This window comes from Dellaglioa sp. CoH-57-MRSF-20 (assembly GCF_056781955.1).
Genome location: NZ_JBXAXV010000056.1, coordinates 1 through 635, shown reverse-complemented (window position 1 = coordinate 635; position 635 = coordinate 1). Strand labels below are relative to the sequence as shown.

Here is a 635-nt window from a genome sequence, read left to right as displayed (position 1 = left end):
ATTCTGAAGTTGGCGCGCGATACGAATGCGGTGGGCATGGTTGCCGACCAGTGGCAGTCGATCGATTTGTTGCAGCGAATCCGGGAAGACATGGGTCTGAATCCGCTTGGGAAGCCCCGGTGTCTGCCGCGCCAGTACAGCCCGCGCCGCAAGGAATTCGATGCGTGCCATGCGATGATTGCCTCAAAGAACTTGATATTTCCGACTGTGACGGAAGCCGAGGGTACACGAATCATGGCTGGTGGTATTGAGGACTACCGAACAGAATTCATGAATCGACCTGTTCCACACATCATGCACCAGATGATTACGGTACGTGACGTGGGGCCGGAAAAGACGCCAGAAAAGGGTGAAGGGTATACGGACGACATGTTTCGGGCAATTGTGCTCGGTTCCACAATTGTGCACCATCCGCGCGTCATGGAGCGCCTTTCTGAGGCCCGGGCCTTCAATTATGGCGGTGGTTCCAGCATGCCGATGCCGGGGTTCGCAGGTCGCTCAGGAGGCAATAGTGCGGTACGTCAGGTGATACAGCGCTAAAGTCTAATTCTCAATTTTAGAGCACTAGAACTTAGTGAGTATTCAGCATGGCTAAAAGGTCGAAAAAGGCTAAAAAGCCACGCGAATCCTATGTG

General features: G+C 53.5%; 1 protein-coding gene. It reads left to right on the top strand.

The window, feature by feature from the left end:
* Nucleotides 1-540, top strand: a 540-nt coding sequence (locus tag AC1RPN_RS08065) for a hypothetical protein (protein ID WP_481763692.1), incomplete at its 5' end; no start/stop codon positions are given.
* Between the last annotated feature and the right edge of the window lie 95 nt (nucleotides 541-635).